This window comes from Caballeronia sp. LjRoot31, from assembly GCF_964253885.1.
Lineage (GTDB): Bacteria > Pseudomonadota > Gammaproteobacteria > Burkholderiales > Burkholderiaceae > Caballeronia.
On sequence record NZ_CAXURX020000003.1, the window covers coordinates 624,464 to 640,009 of the forward strand.

Sequence of the window (15,546 nt, forward strand, 5' to 3'; positions counted from 1 at the left end):
TGGGGAACGAAGTGAACATACGATCGATGGCAAGCGCCATTTTCCTTCTCGCGCTCCTGAGCGGTTGCGCCAGCGAGCCGCCGGTGAGGATCAGTGCTTACAGTGCATCTGGCGGAGATTTCGCGACGGCGGGCGTCAAGACCTATGCGTTGCAATCATCGAATGTCGAGCCTCAGGGCGACGGTGCGGCCGCTTCGGCGACCGCTGCGTCGACCGATCAGGCGTCCGCTCGCTGGCTTGATGAAGTACTGGCCGCGAAGGGCTTGCGGCAGGCGCCGCCGAACAGCGCGGACTACCTCGTCAAGCTGGCTTATGCAACGCGTCCGCAAGCCGTGCGCGTGCGCGCCGAGTGCACTGGCGCGCCCGAAAGCGCATGCGATGACGTCGTGCCGCAGAAGGAGTGGTTTGGACGCAAACACTATGTTCATGCGCTGACCGTCCAGTTTGTCCAGCGGTCGAGCGGAGCGCTGAGTTATCAGGTGAGCGCGACGCATGCGGATCGCGACCCGGCCGGCGGGGCGGCGCTGCACAGCCTCATGAGTTGTGCGTTCGCGGACTTTCCCATGCACAATGCCGAGCGGCGCGAAGTCGCGCATTGTGATTAGCGGCTAGAAGATCGGCATGCGGGAGATTGGTGCGCGGAGATTGGCGTATTCTTGCGCCGGAACGAAGCGGCGAGCATTGCAGGCGACGCCCAAGCCGCTGAAGACGTTCAGTCCACACGAGTCCGAAGGACTCGATATGCCAGGGAACCCGCAGTGAAGTTTGCCGATTTTTGCCGTTGCACCGTAGCCTCGTTCACTTGCGTCTGGCTGACGAACGCCGCCATTGCGGACGAGCCAGGCGCTGCGGCGGATGCCAGCGCTTCCCCCGACGCAAGCGCCGCTGCCGCCGGTCTATGGAAGGTTTCGATCGGCCCCGCGTTGATGGTGTCGCCGAAATACCCCGGTTCCCGTGCGTTCCAGGTGCTGCCGCTGCCGTCGCTCGATATTTCCTACGACGACCGGATCTTCTCGCAAGGTCTCGACGTGCTCGGCGTCAATCTCCTGAAAGGCCCGGCTTATCATTTCGGCACGGCAATCAGCTTCGATTTTCAATCGCGTAACGAGTCCGACGATCCGCACCTCCGCGGCCTGGGTAATGTGCATTACGGACCCAAGCTGAAAGTGTTTGCGGATTATTCGGTGTCGCTGTTGATGGGCTCGGTCGCGGCTTATCAGGACATCGCGGGGACGGGGCAGGGTTTGCTCGTCAGTGGCGATCTGGTGGCGAATATGCCGCTTACTTCGAAGCTGCTGGTGTCGGTCGGGCCCGGCGTGACGTGGGCTAATGCCGTCTATAACCGGACACTGTTCGGCGTTTCCGCCAGTCAAAGCGCTGCTTCTGGTTTGCCGGTCTATGACACGAGTTCGGGCATCCGGGACGTTCACCTCAACACCTACGTCAGCTACGATTTTTCGAAGAAATGGACGGGTTCGGTCTCGCTTACGGCGGGGCGGTTGGAGCACAACGCAGGGCATAGCCCGATCACCGAGCAACGAACTGAATTGAATTTTCTCGCTGCAGTGAATTATCGGTTCGAGTGAGTTGGCTCTTGGCGGTTGATGTGGTTCGGTTTGGAATTCGCGCTACGCTTCGACTATGCCGTGGTCGGTGGCGAGAGCGTTTCCTTCGATGGGCGTCTGGCCCATCGATATCGGAACGAGTCCGACAAGCAAACCGAGATCATCCTGTCGGTGACGCCGCCGAATCCCTAGGCGCCGCGTTAACGCCGAATCGGGTCAGACCGATTTCGTTCAATCGAAGCTCGCGTCAGGCGAGCTTCTCTCAATTGATATCCGATGCAGGTTTGTAAATTCAGGTATCCTTCATTTTTCATCGATCTAGGCATTCCGCTGTCTGGCCATGCAGATCAACTCAGTAAAACAAACTTTAAGCCGGCAGTTTGTACAAGTTCGACGGACCGGACCGTCCGCGCTATTGCGAGTGCCGGGCACAGTGAGACCGCAATGATTGCCGTTGTCAAAGGAGAAAAGGATTTCTATACTTTGCAATGGTCTCGGAGAGGCGATGCAATGCCGACTCCGATGGATATCGACGTGAACATGTGGGCCGGAAGGATGAAAGGTCTCATGCCTTTGAAGCTTTGCTCCATCGTACTGGGGAACAACCACCGTATCCGAGTTGCGTCGGACATTGAAGTGGGACGAGGCATTCACTCTGCTGATAAAACCACGACGCCTGTCATGGCCATCGCTTCAGTCGGTGACTGTTTTAACTCACAAAAGAGGCGTTCGGCAATAGAAGGCGGGCGTCCTACAATCCTTGACAAGTACCGAGTAGCCGGTCAAAACCGGTCAGTCAACACTGGCGTCCAGATCTTCGACAATCGGGAGCAGCAGTGCACCCGACGTCGCCAGGCTCGACGTCTTACGTGATTTGTATCATTCGCTCGCGCGTCAGGGCGTCGAGCTCTCTGGGTGGTTGGGGACAATCGGAGTGGCGATACTGCGCCGTTAGGCCAGTGCGCCGCGATGCTGGATCGGTCCAGAACGCGCCGCGCGAGCGATCGCTTAACGACTGTGTCAGAGGCTTTGCAGACGTGACGCGAATCTTGCCTGGCAGCGAAATTTCACGACCACTTGTCCCGAGTCGCCTGACTATTTCAGCGAACGTGCCATCGGCCTGCCACGTCTCGAAGCGGCGGCGACAGGTCTTCGGCGACGTATACCGGCCAGGCAACTTGGCCCAAGTTCCCCCTGACGCCACAACCCAAAGCACGGCGTTGACGACGGTGCGCGCTTCCACTCGCGGCCGACCGCGTCGACTGCTCGGGGCAAACTCCTCGTCGAATAATTTTTGGATCAGCTCCCACTCTTTATCTGTCAAATCGTCGAACACCTTCATCTGTTACCTCGTACAAGTTCATTCTGGTGCGCTGCCCCGCATACGTGCTCTGTTTCCGCACCCAAAATCGTGCCAATCAGGCACAGGTGCGAATCCCTGCGTACCTACACGGTTGACGCGCTCACCGACTTTGCGCAGTTAGTCTCTAAGTCGATGCCGGCTTAGATGGTTTGATAGTTGGCGCGAAAGCCTACCCGCTACGGAATGCTCGTCAAACGAAGCTTTCCGCCTAAGCTTATTCACATGGTTACCGCGCTAAACCCGTTCATGCTTTAGAGGATCCTCAGCCAGGAACTGAACTGAACATCATGTTGGCGGACGGGTGAGTGCGTCCAGCGCGAGGTTTCGAGCGTCTCTACTCGGAAAGTCGGCGGGCTGTTATGGGCTGCGTGCGTCGATCGCCGACAGGCAGAACGCGGCCATCGGCAGACAACCGACGCGGAACGCAAGATCGTCGACAATCACAGGTATCATTCCTTCAGCCGTATAGCAATAGCTGCGCGCTGCTCCGCTTGGAACCAGGCGGCCCTTGTTCAGCTGGAGTAGGTAGCATGCATGACCCTTCTTCCAAACCGACCCCTCGCCGCGGCAAGGTCAGCGATCCCGCCACGGAGATCGATGCCAATAGCTATTCCGCCTTCGTCGTGGAGCTGAAGCGGAGAATCAGCGAGGCGCGTCACCGTGCCAGCCTGGCGGTTAATCACGAGCTGATCCTGCTTTATTGGGGCATCGGGCGCGATATTTTGGCTCGTCAGCAGCGCGAAGGATGGGGCGCCAAAGTCATCGACCGGCTCGCGGATGATCTACGCCGGATTTTTCCGGAAATGACCGGACTTTCGGCCCGAAACCTGAAATATATGCGCGCCTTTGCTGCAGCCTGGACGGACGCCGAATTTGTGCAACGGGTCGTTGCACAATTGCCTTGGGGGCACAACGTAAGCCTTCTTGATACCGTCAAGGCAACCGAGAAGCGTGCATGGTACGCAGAGCAAGCCATTGAGCATGGCTGGAGTCGTGCCGTTCTTGTCCATCAAATCGAGGGCGACTTGTTCGCCCGTCAAGGCAGCGCGCTGACGAACTTTTCGCGGACGTTGCCGGCTGGACAGTCCGAGCTTGCTCAGCAGCTCCTCAAGGACCCCTATACCTTCGACTTCCTGGCGCTTGGCCCGGATATGTTGGAGCGCGATCTCGAACGCGGTTTGATCGACCATCTGCGCTCGCTTATCCTCGAACTCGGCAAAGGCTTCGCGTTCGTCGGTAGCCAGTACCATCTTGAAGTCGGCGGCCAGGACTATTACGTGGATCTGCTCTTCTACCATCTACGACTGCGTTGCTTTGTCGTGATCGAACTGAAGATTGAGGAATTCAAACCTGAATTCGCCGGCAAAATGAACTTCTATCTATCCGCTATCGATGACCAGCTTAAGCACAAGGACGATCAGCCGACCATTGGTATTATTCTTTGCAAAGGCCGTAACGAGATAATCGTCGAATATGCCTTGCGCGACTCCAGCAAGCCGATGGGCGTCGCTCAATACCGTCTCTCACCAGCGCTGCCGGCGCAGTATCAAACGACGTTACCGACCGTCGAGGAGCTCGCACGCGAATTCCCGCTCATATCCGTTGTCAAGTTGCGAATCGAGATCGAGCGAGCTTTGCGGGATACCATGTCCGAGCATGGCCTTCTGCCGGCGAAGCCAATCGGCATCGACAATATGCTGCGTGCTCTTCACGAACGTAGTCTTGCACCGGCCGGTACAGAACGGTTTCTTGAATCCCTCCGGGTCATGAACGAGGCCGCGCATGGCCTGGACGTAGACCCCGAAAGCTCACGAAGGGCTGCTGAGATCGGTGCCGCGTTTTTGGCGGAGCTTACTCGACCGTTGTGAGACCTCTTGAAATGCACCCGTCACCCATCGGCCCTACCTCACACTCGACCGCAGGAACGCATGTCTGGAACGTTAAGCCTGTGTGACCCTTTGAGCGTCCGTTCTTGCTGAGACCGACTGTCCCTTCCGGGGCGCTTGCTCCCGATCGTCAACAGGCGCGAATCGCCCAGATACGTATTGCCGTCGAAGAACACGACAAGGTTCCCTAACGAGAAAACCGACCGTCTCTCGCAGATCGGTCCAGCATGAGCCGGGCGCTGACGGGGTGATGGTGAATTGGGAGCCATGATCCCCGCGCGCACCACATCAAACGGTCAATGTTGTTGCCCCATCGCGCGCTCAGCTCAATGGCCGCGCGAAGCTGATTTCGTGCCCGTCGGGGTCCATGACATGGAAATAGCGTTCGTTCCAAGGCGCATCGCGCGGGGTGAACGCCGGTGGGAACCCGGCTGCCAGCGCCTTGCGGTACATTGCATCGACGTCTGACACATAGATGATCACCCGACCCCACCAGTTGATTGGACCGTGCATCTCCACTGTCAGATTGAGAAACGACACGCCCGCTGCGAATGAAGTAAACGGTTCGTTTTCGCCGCCATGCAAGAGCGGGAAACCGAGCGCCTTGTAAAAACGCACGGCGCTCCGCATGTCGCGAGTGGACAACGTGATGGCGCTTAAGCCTTCGATCACCGGCTCGGTTTCGACGGGGGGCAAGTTCATCGACTGGTGTCCTCTATAACAATGCCGTTGATAGCCTGGATGATGACGATGGCTCATCAAGATGGCCAAAAAGGTGTCACCGGTCTGGCTCACCGGGGGCCCAGGGCATCGCCGTGTTGCCTATAGTCTACCTGCCGCCGCCTATCGCAATCAACGTAGTGACTCGCCGCGACAGCCCGCTGAGGCCGGCCGCTTCGTTGCTGCTCGATTGTCCGCAGGACGCGGTGACGTCGCCAAGGTTGAACGTCCGGACGCGTGGTTCAATCCAGGGGCGGTAACCGGCGTTCGACCGGCGTTGACTTGATGATCGCCGTGCTCGTCTCGGCTCGCTCTGCGACCTTCGAAAGAATCTCGTCGAGTTGTTCGATCGTCTTGAGAAATAGCCGGCAGACAAAACAGTCGTCGCCAGTGACCTTGTCGCATTCGACGAATTCGGGAATGCGTCGGATGGCTTCTTCCACCAGGTGCAGTTGACCAGGCAGTGGCTTGACTCGAACGATGGCCTGAAGCGTGTACCCAAGCGCACGCGGGTCGAGCCTGACCGCGAACCCCTGGATCACGCCACGCGCTTCGAGCTGACGCACGCGCTCGGCTGTGCTGGGCGCCGACAAGCCAATCCGGCGCGCGAGTTCGCTCATCGCGATCCGGCCGTCCTCGGATAGAACGGTGAGCAATTCGCGGTCGGTCTGGTCGAGCAAAACAAGACCTGGCGGGGAAGAAAGGCGATTCTTCAAATGAACCTTCGATTTGAAGTCAAAACGTCGATGTCCGCTCATTTTACACATGGAATCACGCTTGGCCGCCCACTAAACTTACTAGACAGATAGAGTTGGCACCACTTGAAAGGCGAGGCGATGAGCTCGAGAGAAACGCGCGTTGGCTGCGTAGAAATGACTGTAGCAATGGTGATATCCGGCACGGTCGGCTGGCTCGTCGTGTCGTCGCAGCAGACGCCGCTGAACGTCGTGTTCATTCGTTGCGTGTTCGGCGCGGCGACGCTGCTTGTGATCTGTGCGTTAAAAGGGATGCTGCGCAAAAGCTTGTTTTCATGGCGCATGCTTGGACTGGTTGCACTCGGCAGCGTCACGATTGTCGGCAACTGGGTGCTGCTGTTTGCGGCTTATTCGCGAGCTTCCATATCGATGGCGACCACGGTCTATAACACCCAGCCGTTCATGCTCGTCCTGCTTGGCGCAGTAGTGTTTCGGGAACGAATTACCCTGCGTACGATTCTCTGGCTCAGTGTCGCGTTTGTAGGCCTCGCGCTGGTCGTGCGAGTGGAGCCTGCGGTGCTGGCCAAGCCTGGTGAATATCTGGAAGGTATCGGCTATGCGCTCGGCGCCGCATTTCTCTATGCGATCTGTTCAATCGTGACCAAGCAGCTCAAGGGAACGCCACCGCATCTGATTGCGTTGTTGCATGTGGCGCTCGGCATCATCATGCTAGCGCCATTCGTCGACTTTCACCATTTGCCGACCACCCCAAATCATTGGGCGGATCTTGTCGTGCTCGGTGTGGTCAACACCGGCATCATGTACGTGCTGCTTTATGGCGCCATCCAGAAACTGCCGATCGCGGTGACGGGGGCGTTGTCCTTCATCTATCCGGTCGTGGCGATCATTGTGGATAGGGTTGCATTCGGACAACGTTTAGGATGGCTACAGATTGTTGGCGCGGCGCTGATTCTGCTGGCGGCGGCTGGAACTACGTTAGGTTGGAAATTCACGCCGCGCAAACGAACGGCTTTCGAGTAGTCGATCATCAAGCATTTTTCCCGATCAACAAAGCACGTCCCGCAAGCTGTCACGGCAACTATCCGTTATGAACTCGCATCACGTATTTCCGTGCAATGCACTCGATCACGTCAACGTGATCCGGCCACTCGCGCCTGCGGGCTTCAAAAGCAAATAACCGTTGCTCATCTGACCGGAGCGCCGTTCCGTCAGGTGCGGCGGAGCGGATGTGGCCTCTCGATTTCCATCCCTGTTCTCCGACACCCTGACGGTTTTTATCGGTCGAACAGGAGAGTATGGAATGTCGATTTTTTCTGGTATCTGGATTCCGCTGGTCACGCCGTTTTCAAACGGACGTGTCGATCACGACGCGCTGCGAAACCTGGTCAAGTCTTACATTGAAGCAAAGGTAGCGGGGTTCGTTGCGCTGGGAACAACGGGCGAACCTTCGTCGCTCGATCACGCTGAGCAGGTACAGGTGCTGGCGACCATCCTGAATGAGGCAAAGAACCTTCCGGTCGTAGTGGGACTGGCCGGCAATAACGCGATGGAGCTTCGCGAGCGCGCGTTTCGCTTGAACGAGTTTCCGATCGCCGGCTTGCTGGTTCCTGCGCCTTACTATGTGCGTCCGTCGCAGATCGGCTTGACGAACCACTTCACCTCCCTCGCCGATACCAGCAAGACCCCGCTGATTGTCTACGATATCCCCTATAGAACGGGTGTACGCCTGGATATAGCAACCCTGTTGACGCTTGCCGGTCATCCGAACATTCACGCAATCAAGGATTGTGCAGGCTCGCTGGAAACAACCCTCGCGTTGATCCTCGATGGACGTTTGTCCGTGCTGGCGGGCGAAGACATGAATATGTTCAGTACGTTATGTCTTGGCGGCCACGGTGCGATCGCGGCGAGTGCGCATGTGCGCGCGGCCGACTTCGTTGCGGTTTATAACGACATCAAGGCGGGGCGTCTTGATGAAGCGCGCGCGCAGTTCCATCGACTAGTGCCATTGATTGAAGCACTTGTATCCGAGCCCAATCCGGCACCTGTGAAGTGTGCGCTCGAAGTCTTGGGAATGATTCGCCAGGAGCTTCGTGCGCCGATGACGCAAGCGACGGATCGGCTGCGCAACCAGCTTGGTATCTTGCTGTCGAGCTAGGCGAAAATTAGCGCAGTAGCCGGTGCAAGCGATTGACGTGACCAGGCCCGCGCTTATTTCACCAAGCGCAGTCCCTTCGCCAGCACAATGCCCTTTTCTCGATTGATCAGCCAGATATCGCCGACGTTCGCGTGCAGCGTTGCCGTGCGTGTGGTGATGTCGGTGGGCTCCTCGTTGCTCGGGTCGGTATGGTCCTTGGTCTGCGTCAGATAAGGCGGCACCACACGACAGATCAACACGAGCGCGAGATCACCGTCTTCTGCGGAAAATGCCTGCGGCGACAGCACGAAGCGCCCATGCACTGTCGTCTTGTTGTGCTTGTTGACGGGATCCAGTTCGACGATATCGATGTTCTGTATATAGCCCTTGGATTTCGCTTCGGCCGCTACCACCAGCTTTCGGCCACGCGGTCCTGTGATGGTCCTTTTGAGGACGATGGTGTCGGGGTGATCGCTGTCCGACAGATCCACGTCTACCGTCATCACGTGGACCTTCGACCGATAGCGGATTCCATACGGTGCGGGCACAACGAACGCGAGATCGCGGCTTAGCTTGGCGTCCATCAACGTAGAGTCGTGCAGCGTCTTCGGCAAGGCGTCGCCGATCAGATCTTCTACTCGATGCGTGAACGAGAGCGTCTTGCCATCGGTGACTTTGCGGGCCAGCGCGTCCCTGACGGCAGCCGGCTCGTCGCCGGTAAAACCGGGCGACACCACAATGCCGACCGGCGTAACGTCAGGGGAGTGCGCGGGCGTAGCGACCGCGCTGCTGGCCGTTTGAGCCTGGGCAGTCGCGCACACGCAAAGAAGAACCCAAGCGGCGCTTGCGCTCGCTACCTTGATGTTCTGAAGACTCATTAGCAGACTCCCATGGACATGATCGCGGACCGCCTGGTCTTCGTGCTGCACGAGCAGCATTCGAGTCAATTCGTTGCCATTCAATTCTATTCAATGGTACCCGGCTAGAAAAGATAAATGGGGGACATTGGCGCGAGAGCGTATTAAACGTAAGGTGTAGAGTTTCTTGAATCGGAGAGCATCGGGAATTCAGGTGCTTAAGAGAAACGCTGGTCTCGAACAACCTTTGCGCTAGGGAAAACCAATATGAAGTCTCCAGCAATTCATGCGTCGCCGGGCCGGGATTGTTTATCGCATGGGACGTTGCGATGAGCGGGCCGCTCAAGGGGATCCGGGTAGTCGAGATGGTCGGGCTCGGGCCGTGTCCGTTCGCCGCCATGATGCTCGCCGACATGGGTGCGGAAGTGATCCGCATCGATCGTAAGCAGACCGGCGGTGCCACGCCGTATCCCATGCAAGGCACGAAATTCGATGTGATGGCGCGCGGGCGCCGCTCGCTCGCGCTGGATCTCAAGCAACCGGAAGGACGTGAGCTGGCGCTGCATCTTGTTGCTCAGGCCGATGCGCTGATTGAAGGTTTTCGCCCTGGCGTGATGGAGCGGCTTGGCCTCGGGCCGGACGTGTGCCTGCAACGCAATCCGAAGCTGGTGTACGGCCGTGTCACGGGCTGGGGCCAGGACGGTCCGCTGGCCCGGACTGCCGGGCACGATCTGAATTACATCGCGATGAGCGGGATGCTGCACGAGATTGGCCGTAACGATGCACCCCCGCTGCCGCCGCTGAATCTGGTGGGTGACTTTGGCGGTGGCGGGATGATGCTCGCGTTTGGCGTGTTGTGCGCGCTGCTGGAAACGCGCGGGTCGGGTAAGGGCCAGGTGATCGATGCCGCGATGGTCGAAGGCTCCGCGCTACTGGGCGCGATGATCTACGGTTATAAGGCGTTTGGCGCGTGGGGGGGCGAACGAGGCTCGAGCATGCTTGCCGGCGGCGCGCATTTCTACAATACCTACGCGTGCGCGGATGGCAAATTCGTGTCGGTGGGGGCGATCGAACCGCAGTTCTATGCTTTGCTGTTGAGGCTTTGCGGTATCGACGATGCGGCCTTCAATAGCCAGATGGACCGCGAGCAATGGCCGTCGCTGAAAACGAAAATAGCGGTCATCTTCGCGACGAAAACTCGACAGGCATGGTGTGAATTGATGGAAGGCACGGATGTGTGCTTTGCGCCGGTGCTCGATATGGACGAGGCGCCGGAGCATGTGCATAACCGGACGCGGGGAACGTTCATCGACGTGGATGGGGTGACGCAACCGGGCCCGGCGCCGCGTTTTAGCCGCACGGTGCCGGAGGTGAGTTCGCCGCCTTCGAGTCCAGGGCAGGATACCGACGCGATCCTGCGGGACTGGCATGTGCCGGGTGAGTTGATCGAGAGGTTGCGAGAGACGAAGGGGGTTTAGGCGGGGGCGATCCATCGCCTTTCGCCGACAGACTGTTGACATCGATCCCGGTTGACGAATCTCCCCATCTCCGACAATATGCGGTTGACGATTTCGTCAAAAACCGAAAAAGAGATGGGTATATGGATTTGCCGCTGCCTTGGAAGTCGAAGCCCGTGCTCACGGAAGAACGTCTTAACGTCATCGCCCGTGATCTTCGCGAGATCTATTACGGCGTCGAGTCGCTGCTCGATTCAGAGGACGACTGCTCCTATGGCCGCGGGACGCTCTTTTTCGGCCGTTCTCGACAACGCCTTATCCGGCTGGGTACCTCGGGTGAACATGATTGGCTCAAGCTCACCAATAGTGCGATGGACGTTACGCTGGAAATCGAGGGTGTTCCCTTTCGGTTTTTTCGCGACGATCATGAGTCGCCCAAGAAGAAGGGCTTTTGGCGTCGAAACCAGACCGATCAATTGTTCGCGCCGAGCGACGCGGAGGCAGTGATTTTCCGGTTTATTGTTCAACGTCCTTTGACTGAAAACGACGAACTCGAAATCTATTTCGTCGGTTATAACGCTGAGGAAGATGCGCTGTGCGAATGGCGATTTGGCGATGTTCGCGTCCTCAGCAGCACGGATGACCAATTACCGGATGCGGTTCATCAGGACGCTCCCCGGGCCGACCTGCTGCACACGGACGACGACGTCTCCCGACCTAACGCTGATACTGGCAAATGACAGTTGAATTCGATGCGGCCAATCTGAGACTGGTCCGCTGCGCCCAAAGCCTTTCGCTTGCTGACGTCGGAGACGCCGTCGGCAAGTCGAAACAATTCATCCAGCGGGTTGAGTCAGGAATGGCTCAACCTACAGATGAACTCGTCGATGCGTTGGCTTCGGTGCTTCGCGTGCAGCGGCAGTTCTTTTTCCCGGGCGCGCCGCAAGCGTTGCCGGAAGAGGCATTCCATTTTCGCAAGTTGACCACTGCGAAGCTGAGCGACAAGCAGACCGTTATCGCCAAAGGCGAACTCTTCCGCCGGTTCGTCGCTTCGATTGATGCCAGATTGCGGCTTCCCAAGCTGGACTTTCCCGAATATCCCATTGACAGCCCTGAAGCGGCCGAGCGTGCCGCTGAGAAATGCAGAGCGCATTGGGGGTTAGGAATGGGACCGATCGGCAATATGGTTCGCGTGCTTGAAAACGCAGGAGCGGTTGTGACCGCGTTTGAAAACTCGGCGAAGGGTATCGATGCGTTGTCTATCGCATCGTCCCGGCCAATCGTAGTGACCAACCGCGCCGACGCGTCAGCGTGCCGCGTACGCTTCGGATACGCGCACGAGTGCGGTCACTTCGTTGGACATGTCGGCCGCAAGACGGGAGACAAAGAATCGGAGTCCGAAGCTAATCGTTTTGCCAGTGCTTTCTTGCTTCCTCGAAGCAGCTTCGTCAAAGAATTTCCGGCCTTGAGAGGTGGCACGCAGGTTAACTGGATAGCGTTGTCGCAACTGAAAATGCGGTGGCGCGTGAGTAAGGCAGCGATGCTGTATCGCGCCCGGCAACTGAACATTCTTGGTGAAGACCAATATAAGCGCGCGCTGTTAGGACATCTGTTTGAAAAAGGCGAGCGCCACATCGAGCACGAGGACATGTCCATTCCGCATGAAAAGCCGGAGCTTCTTCATAGCGCGATGACCGTTCTCAGAGAAAAACTGGGTTTATCGTTGAACGATATTGCCGTGTCCGTGCACATGACCCGCGCCCTGCTCGCAGAAATTGCTCCCCTGGCGGACGACGAGCATGAGGCGGGGAATCGTGTTGTTTCGCTTGCGCAATTCCGGCAAACTCGCGAGAAAACCGGCGGTTGATGAACGCTCTTGCACACCGGACTGGACCTGAGGCCGATGTCCCTGTCGTGCGCTTGGCGAAATCGCTGGTATCACCGGTATTGCTCGTCTCGACCGGTCGCTAATTGGCTTGCGTCGTAAAAGCGAACCAACGCTATCCGTCAGCTCGCCTTTACCCCGCCGGAAACCTCACCACAATCCGGCTGAACGGCACCGACCTGTCAACCGTAACCGCCCCCGTGCCCTTGCCCGCATAAGTCGTCACGAGCCGCATGCCAAGCCCTGTACCCTGCGGTTTCGGGAAGTCGACGGGAAAGCCGTCTCCCTCGTCCTCCACGGTCAGCAGCACGACTGCCTCGGATCGTTCCAGCTTCACGCGCACCGTCCCGCGCCCGTACTTGAGCGCGTTGGTCACGAGTTCCGCCGTCACTAGCCCGAGCGGCGCGAGCCGCGCGGCGGGCAGCACGATCGACTCGCCTTCCAGCGATACCTCTCGCCCCGCCGCCAATTCAGCCAGATCGGCCGTCAAGCCGCGCAGGTAAGTGGTGGCATCCGTGGCTTCCGCGCCGTCGTCCTGATAGAGCCGGTGATGCACCGACCCGACCGTGCGCACGCGCGTGGCTGCCGCCTGCAAATGCGTGGCGACGGACTTATCGCCGGCGAGATTCGCCTGGAGCGCGAGCAGCGTCTGCACAAGTTGAAGACTGTTGCGAACCCGGTGATGAACCTCTTTCATCATCAACGCCGAATTGCCAAGCTGCGTCTCCTGGCTCAACACAAGCGCGGCGAGTTTCTCCTCGTTCTCGTGCCGCTCGGTGACATCGCGCATGGTCAGCACGATGCGCTTGACGCGCTCATCGTTATCGAGAATAGGCGCCACGGACACATCCCACCAGCGGGCATCGCCGGCACGGGTCGGGCAGGGACCTTCGAACCGGACCGGTTCGCCACCCACGGATTTCGTCAGTGCCTGCAGGACTTTCTGGCGTTGATCGTCAGGCCATAGGTCGGTGCAAGTGGTGCCGCCGACCTCCGCGAAGTCGTCGATGCTCAGCGCTGCCAGGCCGTTGTCGTTCATGAATTCGATACCGCCATCCAGCGACAGCACCTGGATGCAGTCGGTGCTCGCGTTCAGCACGCTGGTGGAGAACAGTTCGTCGGCGCCGGTTTGCGATTCCGCGGCCAGCCGTTCGCGGCTCATGGAGATGACGTTCGCGATCGCTTCCAGGAATACGATATCTGTTTCGCTGAAGTCTTCGTCGTCGGAGCTATCGGCTTCGAGCACGCCGAAGGTTTCAGGGATGCCGCGAATGGGCACGTTGATGGCGCGCTTGATGCCGTGCCGGGCGAGCAGTTCAGGCGTGCGGAAACGGTGTTCGGTGCCGAGGTGATTCGACAACACCGGGCGGCCGCTGACGAATGCGTGGCCGGCGGGGCTGGCGTCGTCGGCGCCGAGTTCGGTTGTGCCGATGTCGGCCGGGTCCCAGCCGATGCCGGCTTCCAGCACGAAGGTTTCGCTTTCGGGTTGATAGCGCAGCACCTTGGCGAAGCGCGAGCGCAGTCCAGCCGATACCGCCTTGCAGGCTTCGTCGAGGAGCACGTTGGCGCTGTGTACGCGCAGCACGGACGTCGCGAATTGCACGGCGATCTCGTGCTGAAGGCGCAGACGGTTTACCGACCGGTCGACGGCACTGCGGATGGTTTCTTCGGGTGGCAATGCATCCATCGGGTTCTCCTTGACCGCGGTGTCGCCTATGCTTTTTTCCGGCGATTGGTGCTGAAGGGGCAATTCTAACCGTGGAGATTAAAAGGCCACATATTTGGACGGGAGTTCGTTCGTGCCGGTGCTCCCCCCAAACTGCCACAACAATGCGAACGACCTCCCTCCGTATAATCCCGAATGTTATAATCGTAACAACAAGGTGTTAGAATAATGCATCGATTAACCGGAAAATGTTGTGCGCTGCACAACCGGCCATGCTCATGCTCGATGTTGCTTCCCAACCCGTCGTCCCCTTGCGCGGCAAACCGCTCTTCCATCTTGAGCAACAGCAGCGCAATCCCGGCGTGCCGCTGGACCTCTCCTGGCTAGATAGCCTGCGGGTCAATCAATCGGCGGTCGTCAGGCGAGTCAGTACGCTAGGCACGCGCCGCGCGGTTAAAAAAGATGCACAAGCCGCCTGGCTGCTCAAAGCCATCACCTGCATCGACTTGACCACGCTCAACGGCGACGATACCGCCGCCCGCGTCGAACGCCTGTGCGCCAAAGCACGCCGCCCGATTCGCGACGACCTGCTCGAAGCGCTGGGCATGCCGCCCGGCTCCATCAAGACCGGCGCCGTGTGCGTGTATCACCGCTTCGTCGGCACCGCCGTCGCCGCGCTTGCCGGTAGCGGCATCCCGGTCGCGGCGGTTTCCACGGGCTTTCCCGCAGGACTGATTCCCCATCCGCTGAAGTTGAAAGAGATCGAGGCGTCGGTGAAAGACGGCGCGGCGGAAATCGATATTGTCGTCACGCGTGAACATGTGCTCACCGGCAACTGGCAAGCGCTCTACGACGAAATGCGCGACTTTCGCGCAGCATGCGGCGCGGCGCATATCAAAGCGATTCTCGCGACCGGCGACATCCGCACGCTCTCGAATATCGCCAAGGCGTCCATGGTCTGCATGATGGCCGGCGCCGATTTCATCAAGACGTCCACCGGCAAGGAAGGTGTTAACGCCACGCTCGACGTTTCGCTCGTCATGGTGCGCATGATTCGCGACTACCTTGAACGGACCGGCGTGATGATCGGCTTCAAACCAGCGGGCGGCGTGTCCACCGCCAAGTCGGTGCTCGAATACCAGATCCTGATGAAGGAAGAACTCGGCCGCGAATGGCTTGAACCGGCGTTGTTTCGCATTGGCGCATCGAGCCTGCTCGCCGATATCGAACGGCAACTCGAGCATCACGTCACCGGCCGCTATTCGGCTTTCCATCGACATCCGGTTGCTTGAGT

At 58.7% G+C, this 15,546-nt stretch carries 15 protein-coding genes; 10 read left to right on the forward strand and 5 right to left on the reverse strand.

What is annotated here, in order from left to right; genetic code table 11:
* The first annotated feature begins 26 nt into the window (after window positions 1-26).
* From ACSQ8V_RS31570 to ACSQ8V_RS31580, 3 genes are all read left to right on the forward strand, one after another.
* A complete protein-coding gene (locus ACSQ8V_RS31570; RefSeq protein ID WP_436208415.1) occupies window positions 27-605 on the forward strand; it encodes a DUF4136 domain-containing protein in 579 nt (192 codons plus the stop codon).
* Between the two features lie 153 nt (window positions 606-758).
* Window positions 759-1,586: a MipA/OmpV family protein gene (locus tag ACSQ8V_RS31575; RefSeq protein WP_436208416.1), complete on the forward strand. Its 828-nt coding sequence runs from the start codon at window positions 759-761 to the stop codon at window positions 1,584-1,586.
* 18 nt (window positions 1,587-1,604) lie between these two features.
* Entirely contained in the window at window positions 1,605-1,757 is a 153-nt protein-coding gene (locus tag ACSQ8V_RS31580) for a hypothetical protein (protein ID WP_436208417.1), read from the forward strand.
* A 673-nt stretch (window positions 1,758-2,430) separates the two neighbouring features.
* Here ACSQ8V_RS31580 and ACSQ8V_RS31585 read toward each other — a convergent pair.
* Window positions 2,431-2,907 (reverse strand): transposase, encoded by a 477-nt coding sequence (locus ACSQ8V_RS31585; protein ID WP_436208418.1) that lies wholly within the window; start codon window positions 2,905-2,907, stop codon window positions 2,431-2,433.
* A gap of 551 nt (window positions 2,908-3,458) precedes the next feature.
* Here ACSQ8V_RS31585 and ACSQ8V_RS31590 point away from each other — a divergent pair.
* Window positions 3,459-4,796 carry a PDDEXK nuclease domain-containing protein gene (locus tag ACSQ8V_RS31590; protein WP_436208419.1) on the forward strand — a complete coding sequence of 446 codons (1,338 nt, stop codon included), beginning with the start codon at window positions 3,459-3,461 and terminating at the stop codon, window positions 4,794-4,796.
* A gap of 339 nt (window positions 4,797-5,135) precedes the next feature.
* On the opposite strand, the gene ACSQ8V_RS31595 is transcribed toward ACSQ8V_RS31590, so the two are convergent.
* Together ACSQ8V_RS31595 and ACSQ8V_RS31600 are read right to left on the reverse strand one after the other, a co-directional pair.
* The gene (locus ACSQ8V_RS31595) at window positions 5,136-5,516 is read right to left on the reverse strand and encodes a VOC family protein (protein ID WP_213767512.1); all 381 of its coding nucleotides are present in this window, start codon (window positions 5,514-5,516) and stop codon (window positions 5,136-5,138) included.
* Window positions 5,517-5,776: 260 nt separating this feature from the next.
* Window positions 5,777-6,250 carry an Lrp/AsnC family transcriptional regulator gene (locus ACSQ8V_RS31600; RefSeq protein ID WP_213767510.1) on the reverse strand — a complete coding sequence of 158 codons (474 nt, stop codon included), beginning with the start codon at window positions 6,248-6,250 and terminating at the stop codon, window positions 5,777-5,779.
* A 120-nt stretch (window positions 6,251-6,370) separates the two neighbouring features.
* Here ACSQ8V_RS31600 and ACSQ8V_RS31605 point away from each other — a divergent pair, with 120 nt between their 5' ends.
* Entirely contained in the window at window positions 6,371-7,270 is a 900-nt protein-coding gene (locus ACSQ8V_RS31605; protein WP_436208420.1) for a DMT family transporter, read from the forward strand.
* Window positions 7,271-7,550: 280 nt separating this feature from the next.
* Window positions 7,551-8,408, forward strand: coding sequence for a 4-hydroxy-tetrahydrodipicolinate synthase (gene dapA / locus ACSQ8V_RS31610; RefSeq protein ID WP_436208421.1), 858 nt, complete (start codon window positions 7,551-7,553; stop codon window positions 8,406-8,408).
* 53 nt (window positions 8,409-8,461) lie between these two features.
* Here dapA and ACSQ8V_RS31615 read toward each other — a convergent pair whose 3' ends face one another.
* Window positions 8,462-9,265, reverse strand: coding sequence for a hypothetical protein (locus tag ACSQ8V_RS31615; RefSeq protein ID WP_436208422.1), 804 nt, complete (start codon window positions 9,263-9,265; stop codon window positions 8,462-8,464).
* Window positions 9,266-9,573: 308 nt separating this feature from the next.
* Here ACSQ8V_RS31615 and ACSQ8V_RS31620 point away from each other — a divergent pair, with 308 nt between their 5' ends.
* From ACSQ8V_RS31620 to ACSQ8V_RS31630, 3 genes are all read left to right on the forward strand, one after another.
* Window positions 9,574-10,722 (forward strand): CaiB/BaiF CoA transferase family protein, encoded by a 1,149-nt coding sequence (locus tag ACSQ8V_RS31620; protein WP_436208423.1) that lies wholly within the window; start codon window positions 9,574-9,576, stop codon window positions 10,720-10,722.
* A gap of 122 nt (window positions 10,723-10,844) precedes the next feature.
* Complete coding sequence (locus ACSQ8V_RS31625; RefSeq protein ID WP_436208424.1) at window positions 10,845-11,441, forward strand: hypothetical protein; 597 nt, start codon at window positions 10,845-10,847, stop codon at window positions 11,439-11,441.
* Complete coding sequence (locus ACSQ8V_RS31630; RefSeq protein ID WP_436185656.1) at window positions 11,438-12,568, forward strand: helix-turn-helix domain-containing protein; 1,131 nt, start codon at window positions 11,438-11,440, stop codon at window positions 12,566-12,568. The genes ACSQ8V_RS31625 and ACSQ8V_RS31630 overlap by 4 nt, the downstream gene beginning before the upstream one ends.
* Window positions 12,569-12,719: 151 nt before the next feature.
* Here the strand turns inward: ACSQ8V_RS31630 and ACSQ8V_RS31635 are convergent, their stop codons facing one another.
* Window positions 12,720-14,273, reverse strand: a complete 1,554-nt coding sequence (locus ACSQ8V_RS31635; RefSeq protein ID WP_436208425.1) for a sensor histidine kinase — start codon at window positions 14,271-14,273, stop codon at window positions 12,720-12,722.
* Between the two features lie 257 nt (window positions 14,274-14,530).
* On the opposite strand from ACSQ8V_RS31635, the gene deoC reads away from it, so the two are divergent.
* The gene (gene deoC, locus ACSQ8V_RS31640; RefSeq protein WP_436208426.1) at window positions 14,531-15,544 is read left to right on the forward strand and encodes a deoxyribose-phosphate aldolase; all 1,014 of its coding nucleotides are present in this window, start codon (window positions 14,531-14,533) and stop codon (window positions 15,542-15,544) included.
* The last annotated feature ends 2 nt before the right edge of the window (window positions 15,545-15,546 follow it).

What these genes read in the sequence shown, in the direction of transcription:
- ACSQ8V_RS31595 (WP_213767512.1), bottom strand. Translation starts at nt 5,516, where the DNA reads ATGAACTTGCCCCCCGTCGAAACCGAGCCGGTGATCGAAGGCTTAAGC.
- dapA (WP_436208421.1), top strand. Translation starts at nt 7,551, where the DNA reads ATGTCGATTTTTTCTGGTATCTGGATTCCGCTGGTCACGCCGTTTTCA.
- ACSQ8V_RS31590 (WP_436208419.1), top strand. Translation starts at nt 3,459, where the DNA reads ATGCATGACCCTTCTTCCAAACCGACCCCTCGCCGCGGCAAGGTCAGC.
- ACSQ8V_RS31605 (WP_436208420.1), top strand. Translation starts at nt 6,371, where the DNA reads ATGAGCTCGAGAGAAACGCGCGTTGGCTGCGTAGAAATGACTGTAGCA.
- ACSQ8V_RS31585 (WP_436208418.1), bottom strand. Translation starts at nt 2,907, where the DNA reads ATGAAGGTGTTCGACGATTTGACAGATAAAGAGTGGGAGCTGATCCAA.
- deoC (WP_436208426.1), top strand. Translation starts at nt 14,531, where the DNA reads ATGCTCGATGTTGCTTCCCAACCCGTCGTCCCCTTGCGCGGCAAACCG.
- ACSQ8V_RS31615 (WP_436208422.1), bottom strand. Translation starts at nt 9,265, where the DNA reads ATGAGTCTTCAGAACATCAAGGTAGCGAGCGCAAGCGCCGCTTGGGTT.
- ACSQ8V_RS31630 (WP_436185656.1), top strand. Translation starts at nt 11,438, where the DNA reads ATGACAGTTGAATTCGATGCGGCCAATCTGAGACTGGTCCGCTGCGCC.
- ACSQ8V_RS31570 (WP_436208415.1), top strand. Translation starts at nt 27, where the DNA reads ATGGCAAGCGCCATTTTCCTTCTCGCGCTCCTGAGCGGTTGCGCCAGC.
- ACSQ8V_RS31580 (WP_436208417.1), top strand. Translation starts at nt 1,605, where the DNA reads ATGTGGTTCGGTTTGGAATTCGCGCTACGCTTCGACTATGCCGTGGTC.
- ACSQ8V_RS31620 (WP_436208423.1), top strand. Translation starts at nt 9,574, where the DNA reads ATGAGCGGGCCGCTCAAGGGGATCCGGGTAGTCGAGATGGTCGGGCTC.
- ACSQ8V_RS31635 (WP_436208425.1), bottom strand. Translation starts at nt 14,273, where the DNA reads ATGGATGCATTGCCACCCGAAGAAACCATCCGCAGTGCCGTCGACCGG.
- ACSQ8V_RS31625 (WP_436208424.1), top strand. Translation starts at nt 10,845, where the DNA reads ATGGATTTGCCGCTGCCTTGGAAGTCGAAGCCCGTGCTCACGGAAGAA.